This is a genomic window from Candidatus Vagococcus giribetii (assembly GCF_017316185.1).
Lineage (GTDB): Bacteria > Bacillota > Bacilli > Lactobacillales > Vagococcaceae > Vagococcus > Vagococcus giribetii.
Genome location: NZ_JAFLVX010000007.1, coordinates 1 through 24,252, shown reverse-complemented (window position 1 = coordinate 24,252; position 24,252 = coordinate 1). Strand labels below are relative to the sequence as shown.

The window sequence follows — 24,252 nt, the reverse complement described above, 5'->3', positions numbered from 1 at the left end:
TTACAAACAGAGTGTAACAAGTCATTGTAAAAAATAATGTCTGTTCTTTGTAAAAGTTTGGTAAACATCTCTTTTTTATTGATTTTTTTTACATGGGTCTTCTTTTTTGTCAAAACAAAGTAAACTTTATAACAACAAGGTAACCTTTTTTTCAGTCATAACAAAAAATCCTACTCAATTATGAGTAGGATTTTTGGCTAATAGTTATTAACTAACTTTTTTAATTTGTAATTCTGGTTGACCTTCGCCAATAACTGCCTCTTTTGTGATAACAACTTTTTCCACATCTTCACGAGTTGGGATTTCATACATCACATTCATCATCACATGCTCAATAATCGAACGTAACCCACGAGCTCCAGTGTCTCTTTCAATGGCTTGGTTAGCAATTGAATTAAGAGCTCCTGGTGTAAACTCTAAAGCTACTTCATCTAATGACAAGAGTTTCTTGTATTGTTTGGTTAAGGCATTTTTAGGCTCAGTTAAGATACGAACTAAATCTGCTTCAGTTAATTTTTCTAATGAAGCAATGACAGGTAATCGACCGATAAACTCAGGAATTAACCCAAATTTCAGTAAATCTTCTGGAATAATTTGTGACATAATACTGATTTCTTCGTCACGTTTTTTATTCGTTGTACCAAATCCAATGATTTTTTCACCTAAACGTTCTTTAACAATGTTTTCAATTCCTGCAAAGGCTCCTCCAACAATGAAAAGAATTTCTGTTGTATCAATTTGAATTAATTCTTGTTGCGGATGTTTACGTCCTCCCTGAGGTGGCACACTAGCAACTGTTCCTTCAAGAATTTTTAGTAAAGCTTGCTGAACACCTTCACCTGAAACGTCACGAGTAATTGACACGTTTTCACTTTTACGAGCAATTTTATCAATTTCATCGATGTAGATAATACCACGTTGGGCCTTTTCTACATTGTAATCAGCTGCTTGTAGTAGTTTTAACAGAATGTTTTCCACATCTTCCCCTACATAACCCGCTTCTGTTAAACTAGTTGCATCTGCAATCGCAAATGGCACATTTAATGTTTTAGCTAGTGTTTGGGCTAAGAATGTTTTACCTGATCCTGTTGGTCCAATTAAACAAATATTACTTTTTTGAAGTTCTACTTCATCTTGAATATCTTCTTCTTCATTTAAAGCTATTTGTTGGACACGTTTGTAATGGTTATAAACAGCTACAGCCAACACACGCTTCGCACGCTCTTGACCAATAACGTATTCATTTAAAATCTCTAAAATTTCTTTAGGTTTTAAGACATTAATTAAATCTGATGAGATTTCTTCTTGAATTTCTTCATCGATGATTTCTTTACATAAATCAATACACTCATTACAAATATAAACGCCAGGGCCTGCTACTAATTTTTTTACTTCATCTTGTGATTTGCCACAAAAGGAACAACGCACATCGTTATTCTCATCTGTATTGTCGTACATAGACTTCCCTCCTGTTGAACAAAAGCTTATTTATCAGCCTTTTGTTGTCATCCCGTATATTCTAACATAACAATTTATTCTATGCATTAAAAAAGGTGTTTCCTTAATATTCCCTTACAAAATAAAAGGAGACTAACTCTGATGAGTCAGCCTCCTTTTTTTAGAATAAACAGTATTGCAGAAGTAGCTGCTTCGAAAAATAAAGGGAACTCGCAAAAATTCGAAAAGCGATTCTCATGATTTCCATTTTGTTTCTTGAAGCTGAACACTTCTGTCACAACCTCTTTACATTCTTAAAATTAAGCTTCTTCTTTAGCAGATGAAACGATTGCATCTACAGCACGTTTCATTTTAATGTCATGAGCTAACATGTCATTGTTTAAAGCGCCACGTACAGCACTTTCGTCCATGTTGTATTGTGCTGCTAAATCTTTGATTTCAGCATCAATATCTTTGTCAGTTACTTCGTAGTTTTCAGCAGCAACGATTGCTTCAATCACTAAGTTAGTTTTAGTTCTTGTTTCTGCTTCACCTTCGAATTGTACATGTAAATCTTGCTCAGTTGTACCAGTCATTTGGTAGTATAACTCAGGAGAAATACCTTGGCGTTGCATGTTACCTAAGAATTCGTTCATGCCACGGTGTACTTCGTCATGAACCATTACGTGTGGTAATTCAACGATTTCAGCGTTTTCTACTGCTTTAGCAATAGCTGCTTCTTCGATAGCGTTTTTAGCTGCTTCTTCTTTAGCTGCTGTTAATTCTTCTTTAATTTTAGCTTTTAATTCGTCTAAAGTTTCAACTGAATCGTCAACATCTTTAGCAAACTCATCGTCTAATTCTGGTAATTCTTTTGATTTAACTTCGTGAACAGTTACTTTAAAGATAGCATCTTGTCCAGCTAAATCTTCAGCTTGGTATTCTTCTGGGAAAGTTACTTTAACTTCTACAGCGTCTCCAGCTTTTGTTCCTACTAATTGATCTTCGAATCCTGGAATGAATGAAGCTGATCCTAATTCTAATGAATAGTTTTCACCTTTTCCACCTTCAAATGCTTCTTCGCCTTTGAATCCTTCAAAGTCAATAACAACAGTGTCGCCGTTTACAGCAGCGTCTTCTTTAATAACTAATTCAGCTTGGCTAGCTTGTTTTGAAGCTAAGTTAGCTTCAACATCAGCATCAGTTACTTCACGGTCTTGAGCAGGAACTGTTAAGTTTTTGTATTCACCTAATTTTACTTCAGGTTTTACAGTTACTTCAGCAGTGATTACCCATGCTTGACCTTTTTCCATGCTTTTAACATCAATGTTTGGTTGAGCAACAGGCTCAATTCCAGCTTCATCGATTGCAGCACTATATGTTTCTGGTAATACGTGATTTAAAGCATCTTCATATAATGCTTCTTCTCCGTACATTTTGTTAAACATTTGGCGGTTAATTTTTCCTTTACGGAATCCTGGTGCGCTAATATCTTTTTTCACTTTGTTAAATGCAGCTGTTAATCCTTCTTGGATTTTTTCTTCAGCGATTTCAAAAGTTAAAGTACCTTCGTTAGTTCCTGTTTTTTCCCATTTTGCAGACATTAATATGTACCTCCACATTATCTATTTGTCATTTTTTTAATTCCTTAACATACCTTTCAATCTTACACTAAAGACCTAAAAATGTAAACATTTTTTCAATGACTTCCTTTACCCATTAGATAATAAACTAGATACTTCTTTATCCAGTTTTTCTTGTAACCAAAGAACCTCTTTTGAGATGTCTGCGTTATTTAAATTACCGTATTTCAGCTTATAAAGATTCAACCATTCTTCTTCTGGTTTCATTAAGTCATTACTAAACGGGTACAAACAACCAAGATAGAGTTTTAACATCTTTTCGATTTCTTCTATTAGGCTTGGATTATTTTGCTCAAAGTAAGCACGTAAACCACTTACGACTTGATTATCCTGGTACAGCTCTTTCATAAGAGGTAACTCCTTAGGAATCACTTCTTTCTTTTCACCTTTGATTGTCAAAATCATTACCGGCTCTGATAACTCTAACTGAACTAAGTGTTGCAGAAGTCCTGAACGTATGAATATCGATACGTCTTCTCTCAGTAGCAACTCTTTAATCACATCAACTGCTTCTTTTTTAGGTAAATAGTTAAGTTTGTTTAAGAGAACACGCTCTCTTCCAACAGGACCTATTTCTAAGGATTTTAAAGAAGTCACTAGCTCAGTATAAAACTCTTTATTAGTTAGTAGCTGATAGTCTCTTACAAGGGTATAGTCTTTTTTTAGTGTCTCATAATCCTCACCTTGATAGCTGACAAATAGTTTTTCTATATCTAAAAATAGCTTTAGATGTAGGAGTACTTGAAAATAAATACCTTGATAAGACGTTTCTTCTAAATAAACTTTTTTTTTCTCTTTTAAGATATCATATGCTTCTTGGTATTCCTTCAAAGCAACTAAGACGTTAACCAAAGAAACATTAGCTTCCATATCATCTTTTAATCCGTATGCATCTTCAAAATGACTTCTGGCCTCTTCTAAGTTGCCGTCTTTAACTGCTTGTTTGCCTAAAGTCATATGTCTTTCAAATAATTCTGGTAATTCGATCATTTAGTCACTCCATCCTCTCTATATAAAAAGAGAAGGGACACCTAAGTCATCCCTTCTCTTTTATCATACACATTAATCTTGTAATAATTCGAAAATTTCCAATGCTACTAAATCAATGTCATCAAATTGATACACTTGTTGAGAACCAGATTCTGTTAACTCGAACATTTCAGTACTGCTGTCAAATGTTACGATGCATCGCTCTTGTCCTTCATGTTCGAAACGACGAACTTGTACCTCTGAATCGTTTGCCTCTACCATGGCGCTCAAACGTTTAATAATTGCCGATAGTTTAGAATTTTTCATAGAGCTAGCCTCCTTCAAATTTCTTCTGCTTTATTGTAACAGAAAGACGACTAACATGCATTCAAAAAACTTATTTTTTTCAATAAACTTTCAAATATTTTTTTACGACCACCATAGTTTAATGAGAGCTTGGGTGCCATCATTTTCAAAACCTTGCGTCATTAACTGATTATATAGGTCTCTTGCTTCTTTTGTTGCAGGAAGTTCGATACCCATTTTCTCTGCTTCTGTTAGGGCAATATTTAAATCTTTAACAAAATGTTTCACAAAAAAGCCTGGCGTGTAATCTTCTTTTAAGATTCGAGGGGCATAATTAGTTAATGACCAGTTAGCAGCACTACCGCCACCCACTGTATCTAGCACCTTTTCAATATCTAATTTAGCTGCTTTTGCATAAACTAATAATTCCGTCATACCAGTCATAGTTCCAGCAATCATGATTTGATTGGCCATTTTTGTGTGTTGACCACTACCTGCTTTTCCTTGTAAGTTAACTTTGCTGCTAAAAACAGCTAGTATGTCTTTAACTTCCTCAAAAATTTCCTCGTCACCACCAACCATTGTGGTTAACGTTCCGTTTTTAGCTCCTAAATCTCCACCTGATACGGGTGCATCAAGCGCAAACCCACGGCTAAATTTAGCTCGGTCAGCAATTTTTTTAGCTAAAGACGGCGTACTAGTCGTCATATCAATCATTATTTTACCAGTCACATCTGCTGCAAAAATACCTTCTTCACCAAAATAAGTTTGTTCCACATCTTCAGGAAATCCTACCATGGTAAAAATAAGTTCACTGGCTTCAGTCACTTTTTTAGGTGTTTCTTGCCACACTGCTCCTAGTTGAACCAATTCATCTGTTTTTGCTTTGGTTCGGTTATACACGACTACCTCATAATCTGCTTTTAATAAATGCTTCACTACAGAAGAACCCATAACACCTGTTCCAATAAAACCTATTTTTTTCATTTGGTTCACCTCTTCTTTTGTCATATATCCATTATAGACAAAAGAAGGGCAATAAGAAAGAGCTTAACTTTTAGAATCTCTTCTTAGCTAAGCTCTTTGATTTCTTTAGTTGGTTTTACCATTAAGGCAACAAGTCCTAGGACTATTCCTAAGTAATAGGTCACAATTCGCCAAAGGAAAATGGCTAATACTAATTTTCCTGGAACACTTACAAAAGTGCCAAACAATAAACTAAAGCTATATTCAGCACCACCTGTGCCTCCAGGTATTGGGAATAGTGAAATAATCATAATAATAAAGGCATGAAACACAATAACTTTAAAGACATTAACATCCTCAATATGAAGAGCTAGTAACACAAAATAAGGTACAACATAATAAACGATTAATTGTAATATCGTTAGCAAACTCGTCTTCACCATTAATTTTGGTGCCTGTTTCATGGCATGGCTTTGTTCGTAAAAGTTTTCCAACTTTTCCATAACGGTCGGTTCGTATTTGACTAATCGTCTCCCTAACTTAATTTTTCTTAATAAATTAAAGGTCCCCGTTACTATTTTTTGTGCTAAACTATGCCAAAACATGACTAGTAGCAAACAAAAAACAACGATAAAATGAACGATAAAACCTAACACAATCAGATAAGATAATTTATGGAAGTTAGTAGATACCCACTGAAAGCCAAAAACTAGACACACCACAAAATTAATCACTACCCATACTTGATAGACCACAAATTTCATCAACGAAACGGAAGCTGCTACACCATAATCAACACCTGAAGTACCAAGAGCCACTATTTGAGCCGGCTGGCCTCCTGTTGAAAAAGGCGTAATCGCGTTAAACAGATGTTGAATTAATGGAATCCGGTAAGCATTTTTCATGGAATATTCTGGGTTTGTTTTCTTTAAAAAGGTTTGAGTGATTTTAGCTTCAATCCCCCAATGAACTAGCATGAGTAAAATCGCCACACCAATCCAATACCAATTCACCTTAGTAACTTCGAGTAAAAATTCATTGAGATTTACTTGGCGTAATTCATTCCAAATTACTAAAAAGCCAAGTAAAAAAACAACTACCAAGGAGATACTATTTTTTTTATTCATAGACTACCTCATACTTTATTTTCTAAAAATTCTCAAAGAACTTAAACCATCTTCGTCCTCTTCGTTCTCTGCCAACTCTTCTTCTGGCACTTCAACATAGGTACTGATTATTTTTTCATAAAGACGTTCTACATTCTGTCCAAAGGCAACACTTGATATTTCAAAAAGCTTTTCTTTTAAAATAGCCTCATTCGTCGGATGTTTCTCTTTGGCATAAGTAATCAAGCTTTGGGCAAAATCATCATTGGATGGATAGGTCAGCCCTAAACTTAAATCATCAAACAAAGGATCTAAGTACGCATTCCCTTTTGCCACCACTTGTGTTTTAGCGGCCATTGCTTCTGTGTAAGTCAAACCTTGAGTCTCTGAATCAGAAGCACTCACAAAAATATCTGCTGCCTGATAAATGGCTGATATATCTTCATTTGGAATCTCCCCTGAAAAATAGACATAATCACTCAGATTCATAGACTCAACTAATTCTTCTAAGTCTTTTTTGTAAGGACCGTCCCCAACTATCACTAAACGAGCCTGAGGTAACTCTTGAATCACTTCTGGCATCCCTTGTAAAATAGTTTGAATATTTTTTTCATAAGAAATACGGCTAACAGAAAGTAAAAACAAATGCTCATCCGTTATCTCAAAACGATTTTTTATTGCTTCAATTTCTGTTTGTTCCACTGCTTTAAATTTTGAAATATCGATACCTGTTGGAATAATATACTTAGGTACTTCGATATCGTACTCTGTTAATTTATCCACTACTCGCTGACTTGGGCAAACAATAGCCGACAAATGAGCCGTATACACTTTAGAAAACTGCTTCACATGAATAGGTCGAATCAACTTTCCATTAGCAATATAGTGTAAATAATCCTCATACATCGTGTGATATGTATGAATACAAGGAACACGTAAAGCTTTAGCTACTTGTTTCCCTAAAAAGCCTAAACCAAACTCGGTATGAGTATGAATAATATCAAGCTCTAAATCTTTTGCCACATAATAAGCATACAACATGCCTCTAATGATGACACGACGCTCTTTAAATGAGATAAAAGGAATACTTGGCATCCGAATAATACGATTTTCTAACTCTTTAACATTGGGGTCAGTTGTTGTGAAGATATAAACGTCATGTCCCAGTGCTTCAAGTTCTTCTTTTAATGTTCTAATAGATGTTGAAACACCACTTACTTGTGGAAAATAGGTATCTGTAAAAAAACCAATCTTCACAACCTTCGCCTCCTTTTATTTATGGCTATTTTGATGGTAATAATCATACCAAAGTTGAGACACATTTTCTTCTGAATAATACTGACCTAGTTTTCTAGATTTTTCTTTAAAAGGTGTCAGCAACTCTCGGTCTCTGTTTATTTTAGTTAAAGCTTCTTGCATATCTGCCACGTCTTGTGTGCTTATATAACTACCTTCAATAATAGAGTGGTACAACTCTAAATCCCTTAACATAATAGGTGTTCCACAATTAAAGCCTTCCAAGATAGACATTGGAAACAACTCGTTAAAAGAAGGTAATAAAAATAAATCAGCTAAATTATAGTATTTAACTAACTCGCTTCTCTCAACAATTCCTGTAAACATCAAATTCTTAGGTGGATTATCATAGACTTTTTTATAGCGATCATACCCATCTGTAATTTTTCCAAATGAAAAACCACCTGCCCAAACAAATTGGATATCGGGGTTATCTTCGGCTAATTTAATAAAATCATCTAGACCTTTTCGTTGTTGAATTTGTCCTGATCCTAAGACAATTAGCTCGTCTTCTTTAAATCCTGCTTCTTTTTTCCATTTTATTTTATCAGATTCTTCTGCTTCATAAAACACATCTTTTGATACAAAGTTAGGAATGTAAGTTACTTTGCTAGTATCAATTCCTGCTTCACCTAACTTTTCAATAAAAGAAGGATTGACTACAACTAATTGATCCATTCTCTTATAAAATGAAATCAAGTAACGGTTGAATATGGCTTGAAAAGGACCAAAAAGTGAGATACTACCTTCTAATGTTTCTGGTAAAAAATGAACATAACCGATTCGAACGCCTCTTCTTTTCTTAAAGAAAGTTGATACATAAAAAAAAGGATCAACTGTATGGTAATGAGAGATGTCTGACTGACTATATTGATTAATATTTATCTCAAACTCTTCTGGAAATTTATCTTTCAACATCTTAACCAATTCGTTATAGGCACTGCCTACTCCTTGGCCTTTCACTTTGTCAGCGGAAGAAAACATGTTAATCTTCAGCATTATTTCACTCCTTGTTTATCACTATACTCGAAACAACAGAGGAATTCCTCCTACTAGAGTCCGAGTTTACAAGTTTTAATTATAACATATTCCTCACCATTAAAAAACAAAAAGAAAGGTTGACTAAAATTAAGTCAACCTCTCCAAACTTTTTTATTCAGCTGTATAAGCTTCTACTAATGCCACAACTTCTTCTGCTGTATCGCATTCAGAGATTGCTTTGTTAGCTAATTCAGCCATTTTAGCTGAATCAAGACGTTTCATTAAGCTTCTAGTACGTAAAATACTTGTTGCACTCATTGAAAATTCGTCTAAGCCTAAACCTACTAATAATGGAACAGCTGTTTGATCACCAGCCATCTCACCACACATACCAGCCCATTTACCTTCAGCATGAGCTGAGTCGATTACGTTTTTAATTAAACGTAAAATTGCAGGGTTATATGGTTGGTAAAGGTAAGAAACGCGTTCGTTCATACGGTCTGCAGCCATTGTGTATTGAATTAAGTCATTTGTTCCGATACTGAAGAAGTCCACTTCTTTAGCAAATCTGTCAGCAATAACTGCTGCTGCTGGAATTTCAATCATAATACCTACTTGGATATCTTCTGAAATTTCAACACCTTCAGAAACTAATTTAGCTTTTTCTTCTAATAACATTGCTTTAGCATCACGGAATTCTTGTAATGTAGCAATCATTGGGAACATGATACGTAAGTTACCATAAACTGATGCACGTAAAAGTGCACGTAATTGTGTACGGAACATAGCATCTTCTGCTAAACAGATACGAATAGCACGGTAACCTAAGAATGGGTTCATTTCTTCAGGGAACTTCAAGTATGGTAACTCTTTGTCTCCACCGATATCCATTGTACGAACCACAACTGGTTTACCATTCATACCTTCTAAAACAGCTTTATAAGCTTCGAATTGATCATCTTCACTTGGGAAGTCTGGTGAATCCATGTATAGGAATTCAGTACGGTATAAACCAACTGCTTCTCCACCATTTCCATTAACACCTTCTAAATCCTTAGGTGTTCCAATGTTAGCTGCTAATTCGAAATGTTTGCCATCAGCTGTTACTGTTTGAGCATTTTTTAATTTTTCCCATTCTGCTTTTAATTCAGCGAAAGCCTTCGCTTTACTTTCGAATTCAGCAATTTCTTCAGCAGTAGGATTAACAATAACCTCACCTGAACTACCATCTAAAGCCAATATGTCGCCTTCAGATACTGCTTCTGTGATATTTTTAGTTCCTACAACTGCTGGGATTTCTAATGAACGAGCCATGATAGCTGAGTGAGATGTACGTCCACCAATGTTTGTTACAAAGGCACGGACAAAGTTACGGTCTAACTGAGCTGTATCACTTGGTGTTAAATCTTCAGCAACAATGATAACTTCTTCGTTAATCATTGATAAATCTGGTAATTTAACGCCTACTAAATGACTCATAATGCGTTTTGTTACGTCTTTAATATCAGCAGCTCTTTCTTGCATGTAAGGATTATCCACCATGCTTTCGAACATACCGATAAACATATCTGTTACTTCTTTTAATGCTGATTCTGCGTTAACATTGTTATCTTTAATGTTTCCTTCAACAGAACCAATTAATTCTGGATCTGAAAGTACCATTAAATGAGCATCAAACACTTGCGCTTCTTCTTCACCTAAACTTTTAGCAGCTTTATCACGAATTGCTTGTAACTCAGCTGTTGATTGTGTTAGGGCATCAGCAAGACGAGCAACTTCTTGATCGACGTTTTCAATTGATTTTTTTTCAAATGAAAGGTCTGGCTCAACTAAAAGATAAGCTTTTGCAACTGCAATACCATCACTTACGGCAATACCTTTTAATTGCTTTGTCATTATTCTGATAAACCTTCTTTTTTCATTGTTTCTTCGATTGCTGCGATAGCTTCCACTGCGTCAGCACCTTCAGCTGTAATACTTACATCAGCACCTTGGCCAACACCTAAAGACATAACGCCCATGATTGATTTTAAGTTTACAGATTTACCTTTGTATTCTAAGTTGATGTCTGAGCTAAATTTACTTGCAGTTTGAACTAATAAAGTTGCTGGACGTGCGTGAATACCTGTATCTGCTACTACATGAAAATCTTTTTTTTCCATAATAAATCATTCTCCTCTGTAATCGAATTTGATTTTGAGAGTTTACCTTTTTTAAAACAATATTACGTTTAAAAAAAATAACCCTTTCAATGATAAAGAATACCATGTTTTAAATCTAGAAACAACTTATTTCCTTTGAGAAATCGTTATCATAACAAACTTTCTTATAAATTTTGCTTATCTTTTCGGTAGATAACTTTTCCACCCAAACTAGCTTCTCCCACAATCATATTCTTTTTGGGATGGGCTACCCAGGCTTCTCTAAATTGATAAAATTCGTCTTTCTCAACGACTAACTCTGTGATTTCTTCTGATAATAAACTTTCTATTTTTTCTGTATAGGAATTCATGCTAGGTAATCCTCCTTTCTTCTTAATTGATGTTAATAGTATATCATTTTTTGTCTATTTTTCTATCCTTGACATTTAATAGAAGAAAAGAGTAATTTCTTGAAAGTAAATATGAGAATGCGTTATAATAAACTAAGGTCAGAAAAGGTCAACAATAAATCTCGACCTTTATAAAAAAACAAAGGAGCGTGAATCTATGCTTTGCCAAAATTGTCAAACAAATGAAGCAACTATTCATCTATACACAAGTGTTCAAGGTCAGAAAAAACAAATTGACTTGTGCCAACAATGCTATCGTCAAATCAAACAGCAAGAAGACATGGCACACAGAGAACGCATGAGTCAAGATCCTTTTGGGTTTGGATCCCTTAATGATTTATTCCGCCAATTACAAGAACAAAACAATAGACAAACACAAGACCCTCAAATTCCTAATACACAAACAGGTCGCATAGGACCGCCTATGCCTCCAAATCAATCACATCAATCTCTTTTACAAGAGTTTGGTGAAAACCTAACTGAAGAAGCTCGTAATGGAAACATTGATCCAGTCATTGGACGTGATGAAGAAACTACTCGTGTGATTGAAATATTAAACAGGCGAACTAAAAATAACCCTGTACTCATTGGTGAGCCTGGTGTGGGTAAAACAGCTGTCATTGAAGGTCTAGCCTTAAGAATTGTTGAAGGTAATGTTCCTCAAAAACTAATCAACAAAGAAGTCATTCGTCTTGATGTAGCTTCTTTAGTTCAAGGTACAGGCATCAGAGGACAATTTGAAGAAAGAATGCAACAACTCATCACTGAGTTAAAAGAAAATCCACAAATCATCCTCTTTATTGATGAGGTCCATGAAATTGTTGGTGCTGGAAGTGCTGGAGATGGCAATATGGATGCTGGTAATATCTTAAAACCAGCTCTTGCTCGAGGTGAATTACAGATGGTTGGTGCCACTACCCTTTCTGAGTATCGTATCATCGAAAAAGATGCGGCTCTTGAAAGACGTATGCAACCTGTACGAGTAGAAGAACCAACTGAAGAAGAAACAGTGACTATTCTAAAAGGAATTCAAAAACGCTACGAAGACTTCCATCATGTAACTTATACAGAAGAAGCCATTCTTGGTGCTGTCAAACTTTCTAGCCGCTTTATCCAAGATCGTTTCTTACCTGACAAAGCGATCGACTTACTCGATGAAACAGGTTCCAAGAAAAATCTAACGATTCAATCATTAGATCCAAAAGTCATTGAAGAACGACTAGCAGAAGCTGAAAAGCAAAAAGAACTTGCCTCAAATGAGGAAAACTTTGAAAAAGCTGCCTACTACCGTGACCAAGTCAAAAATCTAACCAACTTAAAAGAAAAACAAGTGGCTGATGAAGACATGCCTGTTGTGACGATTGAGGACATGGAACAAGTTGTTGAAATAATGACAGGGATTCCAGTGGGTGAGTTAAAAGAAAAAGAACAAACACAAATGAAACATTTAGATACCGACATCAAGCAACATGTCATTGGACAAGATGATGCTGTTGATAAAGTTTCTCGTGCTATCAGGCGTAACCGAATTGGCTTAAATAACAAGAATCGTCCAATTGGTTCTTTCCTATTTGTAGGGCCAACAGGTGTCGGTAAAACCGAGTTAGCTAAACAATTAGCTTTTGAATTATTTGGAGATAAAGAAGCCATGATTCGCTTTGATATGAGTGAGTATATGGAAAAACATAGTGTCTCAAAATTAATCGGTTCTCCTCCTGGCTATGTAGGCTATGAAGAAGCTGGTCAATTAACAGAACGTGTGCGTAGAAAACCTTACAGCTTAGTTCTTCTAGATGAAATTGAAAAAGCTCACCCTGATGTCTTGCATATGTTTTTACAAATTCTAGAAGATGGTCGTTTAACAGATGCTAAAGGACGCACTGTAAGCTTTAAAGATACCTTAATCATTATGACTAGTAACGCTGGTACTGGTGCTATAGAGGCTAATGTTGGCTTTGGTGCTACTTTAGATGGCTCAAGTCAGTCGGTCTTAGGCCAATTAACCAACTTCTTTAAACCTGAATTCCTTAACCGCTTCGATGGTATTATCGAATTCAAACCTTTATCTAAAGAAAACTTACTAAGTATCGTTTCTCTTATGCTTAACGAAGTCAATCATTTGCTTAAAGATCAGGACATTCATATTGAAGCAACTAAGGAAGTTAAAGAAAAATTAGTTGAACTTGGATACGACCCTAAAATGGGGGCTCGTCCTTTGAGAAGAGTGATCCAAGAACAAATTGAAGACGGTATTGCAGACTTCTACCTAGACAACCCTACTGAAAAAAATCTAGTCGCTACTTTAGAAGAAAATCAAATAGTAGTTTCAAGTAAATAATCCTGTTTCCTACTCAATATTATATTTGTATTAAACATTAAAAATCAATTAGTATTAAAAGAGAAAAGAAAAAGCGTTATCTCACTAACAACAGTTTTTTTATGGTATAATAGAAGTATAGAAGGAGTCTATGAAAATAACAGGGAGAGGTGATTAGAATGAAATTAATCGATGTGACTAACAGCTATGCAAGGCTTGTCTCTAAGCAATTGGAAAATACAGATGCTAACTATGTCAAAGTCTACTCTTTAGGGAAGACATTGGTAGTTCATAGTATCGCCGATACTCATATTGAGGTTGTTATTGTGAACAAGACACGTGAAGTAAAAGATTTTGAAGTAGATCATGTATTAAATGTCATTCTCAGTCGAGGCATTGATAGCTCAGATCTAGATATCATTCGAAGCAAAGGCCTCGTTGAAATTTCAATGTTGGTACCAGTGAAAAAGAAAACTGTAGTTTAAAAAGACTAATTTAAAAGAGGTTACGATTTTTAATAGCCATGAGTATACATTCTTAAAATGTATTTACTCATGGCTATTTTTCTTGCCACCATCAGAGGTACGAATCTTTTTCTCTGAATACTTTTTCATCTATATCAAAAAATATTGAAAAAAAACAATATTTTAAAGAAATCCATCTTGATTACACTTGTTCCTCTAATCTATAATGTAATAGTTAATTATACTTAATCATTTAAACTAAAAGTAATCTTTAGTCTTAAATTTTTACTAACAAATAAACCATTTAGACTTCTCGAAAGGAATCTCACCATGTCAATTATATTCTTATTATTGGTCATCTCTATTTTTGCAAACGCTAAATTTATAGATAATGACTCTATTTTTACAAATTATTTAGACAAAAAGCAAACAACAACTATCAATGGTATTTTTGTTTTTCTTGTTTTTTTGTCTCACGCCAAAAGTTATATGAATTTATCAGGACCATATCATGACACCTTTCTTTTCATTTCATCATTTCTAAATCAAGCAATTGTTGTAACTTTTTTGTTTTATTCTGGGTTTGGTGTAATGGAAAGTATTAAACGAAAAGGACATAACTACCTCAATACATTTCCCAAAAAAATAATCACATTATTTATACAAGTTGACATTGCCGTATTTTTATTTTTGTTAACTAATATGATTATTGGTAACACAATAACTCTCAAAAACTTTTTATTTGCTTTGACAACATTGGGTTCGATTGGTAATAGTAATTGGTATATTACAGCTATTATAATATTATATTTCTTCACACTTATCTGCTTCAAATCACTCAAGAATAATTGGTTATCTTTATTTTTACTTACACTACTAACAATAGGTGTTGTTTATATTTCTATGAGGATTGATAGACCTGCATATACATACAATACTATTATTTGCTATCCTTTTGGTATTTTTTACTCACTGATATATAAAAAAATTGAAAAATACTTAAAAAACAATATTATTTATTTAAGTATACTTGCTGTAACATTACTACTTTCAGTTTTAACCAGACCAGAAATATTTAATAATATTAAATATTATACTATTTGGATGGGCTGTTTTATGATTTTTATTTTATTATTCACAATGAAAGTTAGCTTGAATAATTCTTTTCTACATTTCTTGGGAACTCACATATTTAGTATTTATACACTTCAACGAATCCCTATGATGCTTCTTACTCATCTAGGTGTTAATTCTCATTTCTTTACTTTTATTACAATTAGTTTTATTTCTAGTCTTATTATGGCAATTTTATTTGATCAATATTTAATGCCACAAATCAATAAACTACTCTCTCCTTCAGTTTATAAACAAATATAAACCATGAATTATACATTAACAAACTAAGGATTAGTGAATCTAAAATTGATTCATTAATCCTTTTTAATTCATTAAAAGTGGAACCAGTATAACCTTTTTTGGCTATACACTAAATCCTGTTGATAAATCAAGCTATTTTTCAACAGGGTTTCTTGTTGTTTTGCTTGTTTTCAAAATTACATATTATAAGATAGCATTAACAAAATAGAAAAAAAGGCAACTAAAGTCGATCGACCTTCGTTGCCTTTTAAAATTTGTTTAACCATTCTATCAATTAAACCTACATTGAGATAAAGCTTTTTATAACAAACTTTTCAACGTAACTTCTGGATACTTATCAGCAAACCAACGCATTGCAAATTGATTTTCAAATAAGAATAATGGTTGGTCGAAACGGTCTTTTGCTAAAATATTTCGACTTGAACTCATCTTTTCATCTAGTTGCTCTGGTTCAATCCAACGAGCGATTTTAGTACCCATTGGTTCCATAATCACTTCTGTGTTGTACTCACCTTGCATACGGTGTTTAAACACCTCAAACTGTAATTGTCCAACAGCGCCGATAATGAAATCTTCTGTTAAATAGGTTTTATAAAGCTGAATAGCACCCTCTTGAACTAGCTGATTTAATCCTTTATAGAATGATTTTTGCTTCATAACGTTTTTAGCTGTTACTCGCATAAATAATTCAGGTGTAAATGATGGTAAATCTTCAAATTCGATTTTATCTTTACCTGTGTAAATCGTGTCTCCTATTTGATAGTTTCCAGTATCATACAAACCAATAATATCTCCAGCAACAGCTTCTTCAACTTGTTCACGAGAATCCGCCATAAACTGCGTCGAATTATTTAGTTTAATTTTTTTGCCATCACGAGATAATTTCACGTCCATACCACGCTCAAAAGAACCTGAACAAATACGAACAAAAGCAATACGGTCACGGTGAGCTGGATTCATATTGGCTTGGATTTTAAAGACAAAGCCTGAAAAATCTTCACTGTAAGGACTAACTTCTTCCTCATTTTTTGTTTTATGAGCTGAAGGAGCAGGTGCAAATTGTAAAAATGTTTCTAAGAAAGTCTCTACACCAAAGTTTGTTAAAGCCGATCCAAAAAAAACTGGTGTTAATTCACCTTTAGCAATTTTTTCCTCTGAAAACTCATTTCCTGCTTCTAGTAATAATTCTACATCTTCTTGAACTTGATCAAAAATCGATAGTTGTTTTAAAGGATGATCCATCTCTAAGGACATCTCTTCATTCAATGGTAAGAATCTCTCACCATCGAATCGTTCTGGACGATGAACTTCAACACGTTTGTTGAAAATATCATATAAGCCTTCAAATCCTTTTCCCATACCAATCGGCCAGTTCATTGGATATGAATCAATCTCTAATACTTCTTCTAACTCTTCTAATAAATCTAATGGCTCACGACCATCTCTATCTAATTTATTAATGAAGGTGAAAATTGGAATCCCGCGCATACGACAAACTTGGAATAATTTCTTAGTTTGTGCCTCAATCCCTTTAGCACTATCAACCACCATAACAGCACTATCCACTGCCATCAGGGTACGATACGTATCTTCAGAAAAATCCTCATGTCCAGGTGTATCTAAAATATTAACTCGTTTGTCATCAAAATCAAATTGCATCACTGAACTGGTAACAGAAATCCCTCTTTGTTTCTCAATATCCATCCAGTCAGACTTGGCAAAATTTCCTGTTTTTTTACCCTTTACAGTACCCGCGCTACGAATAGCTCCACCGAATAAAAGTAATTGCTCAGTAATTGTTGTTTTCCCAGCATCCGGATGGGAAATAATCGCAAATGTTCTTCTACGATCAACTTCATGTTGTTGGTTAAAAGCCATAATATTCTCCTTAACTATTTCATAATTATCTAAAGTTACTTGTTATCAAAACATTGTTAATTATAGCATGATATTTACTCAAAGTGAATTTATATAAAACCTTAATCTCTCACAAGGAGAACTAATATTTCTATAATAGATAGTCTTTTCTATCGAATGATTCACTAAAAAATTAAAAACCATGAAATGAATTTATTAATAGCTTCATTTCATGATTTATAGATATATGATTACACTATAGTAAACGACTTAAACATTAATAACACTTACAAAATTATTTTATTTTTCTCTTTATTCGTTTCGAAAAATAACATGCCTATTAAAAGTGGGCCTACTAAAATAAATGGTAATCCATATCTCACATACCCTCTTATTATGGGACCTGCAAATATCGTTGCTAAAAGCATTATCATTGGAATTGTTAATAGTAAAGTTTGATAACATTTTTTCTTTATTGAAATACCAAACATTAATAATAACAGTACAATCCAAACAGAAAAATTACTAATAAAATTCAAAATAGGTATACTATCAATCATTTTATATACTCTAACTAAATTAGCCTGAATTCCCATTTTATTATCTCTATGAGTTATCCCTAATTTAGACATTATCTCTTGATATTTCTCTCCCTCTGGAACATTTTTCTTTTTATAATATCCATTTTCTAGATACATATAATAATTATTCAGATTTTCAAAACTAAACATATAATAATTCTGACTTGCTGTAGCTTCAACATATACTTCTGGATGTTTTAAAAACATTTTATACCAAGTTATAAAGTACTCTCTAAATTCTTCCTTTGTTGTATCTCTCGGGTTTGTTCGTTTCACATTGTCTGAGACGTGTGGTACATAAAGTTTTTCGAGGTTCTCGTAATCTAGTACTTTTCTAATAACTTTCTCTTCAGAGCTAGTAACTTCTTCAGGATATTTTTTTACATAGCGTGCAGTTTGCTGAAATGGAATTGAGAGCATCTCACTTTTTTTCACATCTTCTTCCATCGAATACTTCATTTCCAGTGCGTTATCTATTTTTTGAGAAAGAAAAATCGGAATAAACAGAATCACAGTAACCCCCAATGAAATCAGTATGCTTGTCTTATCTTTACCTTTATTTTTTATTACACTAACAGTACTGATTATTGTTTTAATCATAAAAATTAAAAGTATTGGATAAATCATGAAAATTCCATTTTTTCTGAATAGTATCACTAGCGTTGACATAATAATAAAGAATATACCGTAGAATACTCTATCTTTAACTTTTTTATTTTCAATAATTAGATAAAGAACTACAATATTATAAAGAACTAAAACTGAACTTGAAAAAAGTAAATCCTTTGTACTGACCATCAACATTCCTAAAATAGCTGGGCTAAAACACCCAATAATGAGATTAATATATAGTATAAATTTAGGAACCCTCAATCGCTTTAATGTTACACTTGTTAAAGAAAACCCAGTTGCAGTTAATAAAATCTGAGGAACATTACTTAAAAACAAACCCAAATCCGCTGAACCAAGTTTTCGACCTAAATCAATACTTAGACCAAACATTATTGTATGAATTGGTGGATGCGCATTAGCAATTGGAACCTCACCATAGTACTGGCGCATTTGTCTAAAAGCATCTACCACTAAAATACTAGGATAATTGATTAATATTATTGGTATCCAACAAATAATAATAAGTATAAATGAGAATAGAAAAGGGTTCTTATAAAACTTATTCATTATTTTAGATTCGGATTCCAACGGACTATATTCTCTTTGTAATAACTTCTCAATGACTCCTTGAATAGTATTAAATATAAAAGTAAAGGTATACAAAATTATTAGGCTTACAATTACATTTGGTATTGATTTAAATATCACATCTAAATTTTGAGTTGATTGTAAAGATACTCTGAAAAGCTGATTAAATGCTAAGAATAAACTAATTAACCACTGGATGAAAGACAGCTTTATCTCATAAAAAAATGTTTTTTTAGTATATAAGATATAAAAAAAACTTAAAAATAATACTGTTGATAATACTCCACTCTTCATCATGCTATTTTTAAAAGCTACTTCAAAAGGTTTACTATCATCAAAGATAAATAACAGTCCTATTGTAAAAAAAATAGACTGACTTACGAGTATGATATAATCTCGATTTTTCATAAAAAGGCCTCCTATATAATTACTACTAACTTATTTATATTATACTGATTTCACTATTTAAACAACCTATTGTTTCTAGGATATATTTTAATAATTTACTTGTTTTTAGGGATGTAGTTTCCTATATTCCTAAAAAAAGACTGATAACTTATTTAAGTATATCAGTCTAAAAAAACATTACTAAATATTCTTTTATTTATAGTTCTTGTACTCTCTAATCATTGCCTCATAAATTCTATCATTTGCATGTGTATCACGATATAAGTACAAATCATCTAGTTTAGAAAGATGTTGCTCTCTCATCTTAGGATGTTTAACAAGATATTCAAATTCTGTTACTATATCATGAACTGTTCGTTTAATCTCACCCGGGAAAAAATGATGATTTAATACATTTCTTGAATTTTTTATTTCACTATCAAATTGATAATAAATTATTGGCTTTTCCATTAAAGCAAAGTCTAAGCCTACACTTGAATAATCTGTAATCAAACAATCACTTTCAATAAGAAGATCTTGTACAGTTTGTTTCCCCTCAGTTAATATTTCAATGAAATCAGAAGTAAAACATGAAGTATACTTTTGGAAATTAGTATGTAAATAAAATTTAAATGCTATTTTATTTTTCTCTGCTAAATTTTTTAATTCTTCACTAGTCAATAATTCATTAAAGGATTTAAAAAAGAGCGATTGTTTGAATTCATCAAGAGTTTTATTGTCCAGTCCCTCTCTCCAGGAAGGCATTATTATTACTGTATCTAATTTACTTTTATTTTTATTTAAATTTTCAAACAATCGATCGAAACGAGGTAGCCCTGATAATACAACTTCATTAGATTTATATCCAAATTCTTCAATTATCATTTTTCTTTCACGTTCTGAACTTGTCACAAACAAGTTTGTAAATGGATTATCTTCATTTTTTCCATATAAATGGGTCATATCTCTGACACCTAATATTCCATGTTGTAAGAAAACTTTAAATTTTTCTTGAAGTATAACTTTTGATACTTTATCAACTACAGGACAAGCATAGTTAGTTCCATGACTACTTGCTAAAATATCAGCATTTAGAAAAACGTCAATATGTTCCTTAGATTTATAGTAAACCACGTTATCCATATAACCTTCCAAATTGTCGATATCTTTTGTAATGGTGCTAATTAGATAATATACATCAAGCTTATTTGAATGATTATCTACTAAATATTTAAAATAGGCTAATCCCGTATCTTGTGCTTTATGAGGATACTCTGTGACTAATACTACTAATTTTTTATTTCCTGGGAAGTTAGAGTGTCTATCTATTTGTTTTATGTAGTATTCATAAACTTCTTCACTGATAAGTGTCATTTTTGCTGATAGATTACCACTAAGTGTTGGGTAAAAGAATAAAAACATATTATCAGAATGTAAATGAAGTGTCTCTTCAACTATATCGCCAAACTTCAAATATAGAACAAATGGATCCACGGATTGATTCTGATAAGTAAAAGAAAACATAAAATCAAATATATCATAATTATATAAACGACTCTCTACATTTCGTGCTACAGAAAAAATATTTTCTGCAGAGAATATTAAACGGACTTTATTAATAACATATCCATTTACTTGATGTTTAGTAGAAATAACTTCACCATTGACTTCCGAAAACACTTTCGTTCCTCTCAATTTAACTCTTCCCAAAACACTCTCCAACGCATAAAACTGAGTTCGGACAGTCAGCTCTATAGAAAAAAATGTTCCATCTGAAGTTATTTTTTCAGTTGAATGGTTTATATAATAGCTCTTATACGAAGGAAGAACGTTTTTACTGATTCTTAAATTATTAGCAATTCCTTTATACAGATAATAACTATTTTTTAAACCTGATAATTCTAATCTATTCTCTCCTGATAATTGATTATAAAAATCTACAGAAATAGGTTGTCGATTACTATCAACTAATGATATTGAGTTTGACATACCAATCACACTATTAATATCTTTCTTACTAATTTCATAATCACCGACTTCATTTACCAAAATTTCTTTTTCTAAGTCTTTATTTTTCAAATACAAAGAACCCAATACTAGTGGTTTTTTCAGTACAAACTTATCATTTTTAACAATCGCTGATATAATATTAGGCTTCAGTTTTGCAAGCCCTAAATAGTTCATTTTATAGAAAAACGTTTGAACTTCATCTATTTCGCTAACATCAGAAAGATAGCTAGATAAATTTACTGAATTATTTATAATTTGATTATTATAAAAACTTTTTGAAACAAAAGATAATTTTAAAATAGCCTTTCCTAGTTCGTCAGGAGAAAATAGTGACAGACAATATAAATTATTAAGATCAATTTTTTCAGAATACGTATTTTCCTTATCTAACCAAAATTGATCACAGATAATAATTTGCTGACTATTTTTTTCAATAATTTCAATACCAAAACAAAGCTCTAGTATTTCTTCTTCACAAATCTCTGTTTCTTCAGACAGATTTAATAAATCGCCTCTATCAAAAATCGCTTGCCCTGTATGCTTATATACACCTGAACTTATTTCTTCTGTTAAAACTTCTTCTAGCATTTCTTTTTTTAAAATTCTACTTTGTTTATCCCACAAAACTTGATTAATACAAATCTTTTTACTCTGTAATGTTATCGCTTCAAAATTAAATATAATATAACCATCTGTAATTTCATTTTTTAAGACCCGATGCTTTAAATAATACCCCGTAAGATTAGGACTTTGATTCTTATCCACAACTAGTCTATTTTTCTGATTAACTGATAAATAATAAACATCATTTTTTAGTGATAAAGACAGTATTGATTCTGACAAAAATTTGTCTACATTAAAATCTTTTTGACCCTCCATCATAAATACTGCTTGCCCCTGATCTTCTGAGAATATATTATTAAGTTCATTTTCACTTAACACATAGCTACTCCCAGTATTAGGAAGAGAAATTGAAAGCGTATCATTACATAAAATCAATTTATTACTTTTATCTATGTCTATACTAAAAGAATCGTTTATTACTGACATATCAATATTTACATTTGCTTCTTCTTGAATATCATTAGGTTTCACTAGACGTTTCACTTTTGCTAAATCAGGAACAAACACCTTTTCTATTACTCTTTCAGCTGCTCTACCATCTTCTAAATAACAATACTTATCAAAAAACCTTTGATACTTATCTGATAACGGTTTATTTTCTAATTTCTTTATTGCTTCTATGAGCTCCTCTGTTGTTTTTGCTAAAGTACCTGGAGCCTCTTCCATGAAATCCATATAAAATCCGCGAAGATTATCTTTATAATGATCTAAATCATATGTAAAGAAAAGTACAGGTCTTTTTGTGTTTGCAAAATCAAACATAACTGATGAATAATCAGTAACACACAAATCTGAAATCAAATATAATTCTTGAATATTTGGATAAGAAGAGACGTTCAATATATCTCCTTCAAATTTTTTAGGAATTTGAATTTTTTGCCCCGTTGCCATATGACCTCTAACAAGTAGTAAATATTCATCGGCCAATTCTTCTGTAAACTGATCAAAATTTAATTCTAAATTAAATTTTGATAGTGAATCATCTCTAAAAGTTGGTGCATAAAGGATAATTTTTCTAAATTCACCTTCTAATCCCAGACTTTTTCTAACTTTATTTTTAGTAAATTCAAGAATTGATTCTTCCTGATAAAATATGTCATTTCTTGGATAACCAACTTCTAAAACTTCTTTATGATAATTAAATGCTGTTTTAAAATGTTCAGTAGCATATTTACTTGGAGAGATTAAATAGTCCCATTGACTAACAGCAAAGTTGACTCGTTCTAGATAAGTAGCATCTCTACCAATAATAATGTCTAAATCATTTTGCATTTTCTTTAAAGGAGTACCATGCCAAGTTTGTAAATAAACTGTTTTTTTTCTCTTTACTAAATATGTTGGAAAGTTTTGATTATTTACCCAATAACCTGCTTTAGCTAAATAATAGTAATATTTAAATCCCAGTCGTATAACTGTTTTAGTATTATTATTAAAAATTGGGTCTGAACCATTATAAATCCAAACATATTTATAAGGTAAGTCAAGTTCTTGTAATTTATCATATATAGCCTTAGGACTATCCCCTATTGATTTTCCAACATTACTCTCAAAAACAATTAAATTCTTATCAATTGGTAGTACAATGCGCATTACAGTGTACATTTTTTTTAATATTGGAAAATAATATTTGCTTTTTTTAAAGCGTTTGAATAGGCTATTTTTTATTTTTTTAAGCTTCTGTTTCAAACAAATAACAATCCTTTCTTTTAAAACCACTATTCTCAAGTGATTTTTCTATCATCGTTGTCTATTTTATACCGTAAACAAAATTTAAACAAGAGACAGCGGACTCTTTAAAATNNTTTAAAATAAAAAAAATAGAAGGTAATAAATTATTACTTTCTATTTTTTTATTCTAATTTGCAAATTTTAAGTTAGCCACTTAGATAAAGTATATACACTACTTTCTTAAAGCCTTCCTTACTAACAGGTTTTAATTTTTTTGTAGCAAGCTAAATAAACTATTTTAAATACTCGTGTATAACTGTTCCTCTATAAACATATTATCGAGGTAATTAGGTATATCTTTCATTTATTCTCTTTCTTATCAGTAATAAGGGTAAACAAAATAAATATCTGTCACATATAATAATGTCTCAATTGGCGAATTAATTCTACAACTACCCTAAACTAAAAAATTAGTTAAAATCAACCGATTTGATCCAACCTGTTTTAACTTT

The 24,252-nt window shown here is 32.3% G+C and carries 17 protein-coding genes; 3 read left to right on the top strand and 14 right to left on the bottom strand.

Annotation, left to right across the window (positions count from 1 at the left end; genetic code table 11):
- Positions 1–207: 207 nt before the first annotated feature.
- The 11 genes from clpX to ykzS form a co-directional block, all read right to left on the bottom strand.
- The gene (clpX, locus tag DOK76_RS02210) at positions 208–1,458 is read right to left on the bottom strand and encodes an ATP-dependent Clp protease ATP-binding subunit ClpX (protein WP_206964673.1); all 1,251 of its coding nucleotides are present in this window, start codon (positions 1,456–1,458) and stop codon (positions 208–210) included.
- Positions 1,459–1,757: 299 nt separating this feature from the next.
- Positions 1,758–3,041, bottom strand: a complete 1,284-nt coding sequence (gene tig / locus DOK76_RS02205) for a trigger factor (protein ID WP_206964672.1) — start codon at positions 3,039–3,041, stop codon at positions 1,758–1,760.
- A 108-nt stretch (positions 3,042–3,149) separates the two neighbouring features.
- On the bottom strand, positions 3,150–4,070 hold the full coding sequence (locus tag DOK76_RS02200; protein WP_206964671.1) for a YfgM family protein: 921 nt from the start codon (positions 4,068–4,070) through the stop codon (positions 3,150–3,152).
- Between the two features lie 72 nt (positions 4,071–4,142).
- On the bottom strand, positions 4,143–4,376 hold the full coding sequence (locus tag DOK76_RS02195) for a YkuJ family protein (protein ID WP_206964670.1): 234 nt from the start codon (positions 4,374–4,376) through the stop codon (positions 4,143–4,145).
- 102 nt (positions 4,377–4,478) lie between these two features.
- Positions 4,479–5,342 carry an NAD(P)-dependent oxidoreductase gene (locus DOK76_RS02190; RefSeq protein WP_206964669.1) on the bottom strand — a complete coding sequence of 288 codons (864 nt, stop codon included), beginning with the start codon at positions 5,340–5,342 and terminating at the stop codon, positions 4,479–4,481.
- Positions 5,343–5,425: 83 nt separating this feature from the next.
- Entirely contained in the window at positions 5,426–6,448 is a 1,023-nt protein-coding gene (locus DOK76_RS02185) for a lysylphosphatidylglycerol synthase transmembrane domain-containing protein (protein ID WP_206964668.1), read from the bottom strand.
- A gap of 15 nt (positions 6,449–6,463) precedes the next feature.
- On the bottom strand, positions 6,464–7,684 hold the full coding sequence (locus tag DOK76_RS02180; protein ID WP_206964667.1) for a glycosyltransferase family 4 protein: 1,221 nt from the start codon (positions 7,682–7,684) through the stop codon (positions 6,464–6,466).
- Between the two features lie 15 nt (positions 7,685–7,699).
- A complete protein-coding gene (locus DOK76_RS02175; RefSeq protein WP_206964665.1) occupies positions 7,700–8,722 on the bottom strand; it encodes a glycosyltransferase family 4 protein in 1,023 nt (340 codons plus the stop codon).
- Between the two features lie 153 nt (positions 8,723–8,875).
- The gene (ptsP, locus tag DOK76_RS02170) at positions 8,876–10,600 is read right to left on the bottom strand and encodes a phosphoenolpyruvate--protein phosphotransferase (protein ID WP_206964663.1); all 1,725 of its coding nucleotides are present in this window, start codon (positions 10,598–10,600) and stop codon (positions 8,876–8,878) included.
- On the bottom strand, positions 10,600–10,866 hold the full coding sequence (locus DOK76_RS02165) for a phosphocarrier protein HPr (RefSeq protein WP_206964661.1): 267 nt from the start codon (positions 10,864–10,866) through the stop codon (positions 10,600–10,602). Before DOK76_RS02165 ends, ptsP begins: the two co-directional genes overlap by 1 nt.
- 164 nt (positions 10,867–11,030) lie before the next feature.
- Positions 11,031–11,216 carry a protein YkzS gene (gene ykzS, locus DOK76_RS02160; RefSeq protein WP_206964659.1) on the bottom strand — a complete coding sequence of 62 codons (186 nt, stop codon included), beginning with the start codon at positions 11,214–11,216 and terminating at the stop codon, positions 11,031–11,033.
- 196 nt (positions 11,217–11,412) lie between these two features.
- On the opposite strand from ykzS, the gene DOK76_RS02155 reads away from it, so the two are divergent.
- The 3 genes from DOK76_RS02155 to DOK76_RS02145 all read left to right on the top strand — a co-directional run bounded on the left by DOK76_RS02155 (position 11,413) and on the right by DOK76_RS02145 (position 15,413).
- Entirely contained in the window at positions 11,413–13,593 is a 2,181-nt protein-coding gene (locus tag DOK76_RS02155) for an ATP-dependent Clp protease ATP-binding subunit (RefSeq protein WP_206964657.1), read from the top strand.
- A gap of 158 nt (positions 13,594–13,751) precedes the next feature.
- Positions 13,752–14,057: a DUF1827 family protein gene (locus DOK76_RS02150; RefSeq protein WP_206964656.1), complete on the top strand. Its 306-nt coding sequence runs from the start codon at positions 13,752–13,754 to the stop codon at positions 14,055–14,057.
- Positions 14,058–14,366: 309 nt separating this feature from the next.
- Positions 14,367–15,413 (top strand): acyltransferase family protein, encoded by a 1,047-nt coding sequence (locus tag DOK76_RS02145; protein ID WP_206964655.1) that lies wholly within the window; start codon positions 14,367–14,369, stop codon positions 15,411–15,413.
- 300 nt (positions 15,414–15,713) lie between these two features.
- Here the strand turns inward: DOK76_RS02145 and DOK76_RS02140 are convergent, their stop codons facing one another.
- The 3 genes from DOK76_RS02140 to DOK76_RS02130 all read right to left on the bottom strand — a co-directional run bounded on the left by DOK76_RS02140 (position 15,714) and on the right by DOK76_RS02130 (position 23,758).
- Positions 15,714–17,291 carry a peptide chain release factor 3 gene (locus DOK76_RS02140; RefSeq protein WP_206964654.1) on the bottom strand — a complete coding sequence of 526 codons (1,578 nt, stop codon included), beginning with the start codon at positions 17,289–17,291 and terminating at the stop codon, positions 15,714–15,716.
- A gap of 266 nt (positions 17,292–17,557) precedes the next feature.
- Complete coding sequence (locus tag DOK76_RS02135; protein ID WP_206964653.1) at positions 17,558–19,459, bottom strand: DUF6020 family protein; 1,902 nt, start codon at positions 19,457–19,459, stop codon at positions 17,558–17,560.
- A gap of 192 nt (positions 19,460–19,651) precedes the next feature.
- Positions 19,652–23,758 carry a CDP-glycerol glycerophosphotransferase family protein gene (locus tag DOK76_RS02130; RefSeq protein WP_206964652.1) on the bottom strand — a complete coding sequence of 1,369 codons (4,107 nt, stop codon included), beginning with the start codon at positions 23,756–23,758 and terminating at the stop codon, positions 19,652–19,654.
- Between the last annotated feature and the right edge of the window lie 494 nt (positions 23,759–24,252).